Origin of the sequence: Enterobacter cloacae complex sp. IR5441 (assembly GCF_049238215.1) — a bacterium.
GTDB classification, from domain to species: Bacteria; Pseudomonadota; Gammaproteobacteria; order Enterobacterales; family Enterobacteriaceae; genus Enterobacter; species Enterobacter hormaechei_C.
Genome location: NZ_JBMKIA010000083.1, coordinates 1 through 3,385, shown reverse-complemented (window position 1 = coordinate 3,385; position 3,385 = coordinate 1). Strand labels below are relative to the sequence as shown.

2 protein-coding genes are annotated in these 3,385 nt (G+C 64.2%); one reads left to right on the top strand and one right to left on the bottom strand.

What is annotated here, in order from left to right; translation table 11 throughout:
* On the bottom strand, positions 1-159 hold a 159-nt coding region (locus ACOTX5_RS26265), incomplete at its 3' end, for a nucleotidyltransferase family protein (RefSeq protein ID WP_421632513.1).
* A gap of 158 nt (positions 160-317) precedes the next feature.
* On the opposite strand from ACOTX5_RS26265, the gene ACOTX5_RS26260 reads away from it, so the two are divergent.
* Complete coding sequence (locus ACOTX5_RS26260; protein ID WP_015065644.1) at positions 318-3,284, top strand: Tn3-like element ISPa38 family transposase; 2,967 nt, start codon at positions 318-320, stop codon at positions 3,282-3,284.
* Positions 3,285-3,385 lie beyond the last annotated feature (101 nt).

The window sequence follows — 3,385 nt, the reverse complement described above, 5'->3', positions numbered from 1 at the left end:
GGCACCGGGCAGCGCATCGACCAACAGGTCGAGGTCGCTGCCATCCCGGTCGGTGCCATGCAGCACCGAGCCGAAGACGCGCGGGTTCGCGGCGCGAAAGCGGCCTACCGCTTCACGCACTGCGCTTCGCTTCATGTCAAGCACAACAGACGGTCGCATGCGCATCCTTTCTTATCGAAACTCGTTGAGATGATATGCAATCAAGAATAGAATTTCAAGAACTATTTTCGAGAATCGCAATGCCTTGATTCCCGTGCCGCGCCGGTTGCCTTGGCGGGCTTGTCACAAACCTACGTTTTCAAGAAGAAGGAAACCGCATGCCCCGCCGTTCGATCCTCTCCGCCGCCGAGCGCGAAAGCCTGCTGGCGTTGCCGGACACCAAGGATGAGTTGATCCGTCACTACACGTTCAGCGAAAGCGACCTCTCCATCATCCGGCAGCGGCGCGGCCCGGCCAATCGGCTGGGCTTCGCGGTGCAGCTCTGCTACCTGCGCTTTCCCGGCGTCATCCTTGGCGCTGATGAGCCACCGTTCCCGCCATTGCTGAGACTGGTCGCCAACCAGCTCAAGGTCGGCATCGAAAGCTGGGACGAGTACGGGCAGCGTGAGCAGACCCGACGCGAGCACCTGGTCGAGCTGCAAACGGTGTTCGGCTTCCAGCCGTTCACGATTGGCCACTACCGGCAGGCTGTCCAGTTGCTGACCGAGCTGGCCATGCAAACCGACAAGGGCATCGTGCTGGCCAGAGCCTTGATCGAGCACCTGCGGCGGCAGTCGGTCATTGTGCCCGCCCTCAACGCCGTCGAGCGGGCGAGCGCCGAAGCGATTACCCGCGCCAACCGGCGTCTCTACGACGCCTTGGCTGAGCCGCTGACGGACGTGCATCGCCGTCGCCTCGACGATCTGCTCAAGCGCCGCGACAACGGCAAGACGACGTGGCTGGCCTGGCTGCGGCAATCCCCGGTCAAACCGAACTCGCGGCACATGCTGGAACACATCGAACGCCTCAAGGCGTGGCAGGCGCTCGACCTGCCCTCCGGCATCGAGCGGCTGGTTCACCAGAACCGGCTGCTCAAGATCGCCCGCGAGGGCGGCCAGATGACGCCCGCCGACCTGGCGAAGTTCGAGCCGCAGCGGCGTTACGCGACCCTGGTGGCGCTCGCCATCGAGGGCATGGCCACCGTCACCGACGAAATCATCGACCTGCATGACCGCATCCTGGGCAAGCTGTTCAATGCCGCCAAGAACAAGCATCAGCAGCAGTTCCAGGCATCCGGCAAGGCGATCAATGCCAAGGTGCGGCTGTTCGGGCGCATCGGCCAGGCGCTGATCGAGGCCAAGCAAGCGGGCCGCGATCCGTTCGCCGCCATCGAGGCCGTCATGTCCTGGGATGCTTTCGCCGAGAGCGTCACCGAAGCGCAGCGGCTCGCGCAACCCGAGGACTTCGATTTCCTGCACCGCATCGGCGAGAGCTACGCCACGCTGCGCCGCTACGCGCCGGAATTTCTCGACGTGCTCAAGTTGCGGGCCGCGCCCGCCGCCAAGGACGTACTCGACGCCATCGAGGTGCTGCGCAGCATGAACAGCGACAACGCCCGCAAGGTGCCCACCGACGCGCCGACCGAGTTCATCAAGCCGCGCTGGCAGAAGCTGGTGATGACCGACACCGGCATCGACCGGCGCTACTACGAACTGTGCGCGCTGTCGGAGCTGAAGAACGCGCTGCGCTCCGGCGACATCTGGGTGCAAGGCTCGCGCCAGTTCAAGGACTTCGAGGACTACCTGGTGCCGCCCGCGAAATTCGCCAGCCTCAAGCAGGCCAGCGAATTGCCGCTGGCCGTGGCCACCGATTGCGACCAGTACCTGCATGACCGGCTGACGCTGCTGGAAACGCAGCTCGCCACCGTCAACCGCATGGCGCTGGCCAACGAGCTGCCGGACGCCATCATCACGGAGTCGGGCCTGAAGATCACGCCGCTCGATGCGGCGGTGCCCGATACCGCACAGGCCCTGATCGACCAGACGGCGATGATCCTACCGCACGTCAAGATCACCGAATTGCTGCTGGAGGTAGACGAATGGACGGGCTTCACCCGGCACTTCGCCCACCTGAAGTCAGGCGACCTGGCCAAGGACAAAAACCTGTTGCTGACCACGATCCTCGCCGACGCGATCAACCTGGGCCTGACCAAGATGGCGGAATCGTGCCCCGGCACGACCTACGCCAAGCTGGCCTGGCTGCAAGCCTGGCACATCCGCGACGAAACCTACGGGGCGGCACTGGCCGAGCTGGTCAACGCGCAGTTCCGACATCCCTTCGCCGGGCATTGGGGCGACGGCACCACGTCATCGTCGGACGGCCAGAACTTCCGCACCGGCAGCAAGGCCGAGAGCACCGGCCACATCAATCCGAAATACGGCAGCAGCCCAGGGCGGACGTTCTACACCCATATCTCCGACCAGTACGCGCCGTTCCACACCAAGGTCGTGAACGTCGGCGTGCGCGACTCGACCTACGTGCTCGACGGCCTGCTGTATCACGAATCCGACCTGCGGATCGAGGAGCACTACACCGACACGGCAGGGTTCACGGACCACGTCTTCGCGTTGATGCACCTGCTGGGCTTCCGCTTCGCCCCGCGCATTCGTGACCTGGGCGACACCAAGCTCTACATCCCGAAGGGCGATGCCACCTACGAGGCGTTGAAACCGATGATCGGCGGCACGCTCAACATCAAGCACGTCCGCGCCCATTGGGATGAAATCCTGCGGATGGCCACCTCGATCAAGCAGGGCACGGCGACGGCCTCGCTGATGCTCAGGAAGCTTGGCAGCTACCCGCGCCAGAACGGCCTGGCCGTCGCCCTGCGTGAGCTGGGACGCATCGAGCGCACACTGTTCATCCTGGACTGGCTGCAAAGCGTCGAGCTGCGCCGCCGCGTGCATGCCGGGCTGAACAAAGGCGAGGCGCGCAACGCGCTGGCCCGCGCCGTGTTCTTCAACCGCCTGGGGGAAATCCGCGACCGCAGCTTCGAGCAGCAGCGCTACCGGGCCAGCGGCCTCAACCTGGTGACGGCGGCCATCGTGCTATGGAACACGGTCTATCTGGAGCGGGCCGCGAACGCCTTGCGTGGCCACGGTCAAGCCGTCGATGACGGCCTGTTGCAGTACCTGTCGCCGCTCGGCTGGGAGCACATCAACCTGACCGGCGATTACCTCTGGCGCAGCAGCGCCAAGATCGGCGCGGGCAAGTTCAGGCCGCTACGGCCGCTGCAACCGGCTTAGCGTGCTTTATTTAATGAGATGGTCACTCCCTCCTTCCCAGTACTATGCTGAGGACAGGCTTTCATTCGGAGAACCATCATGGAAAACATTGCGCTTATTGG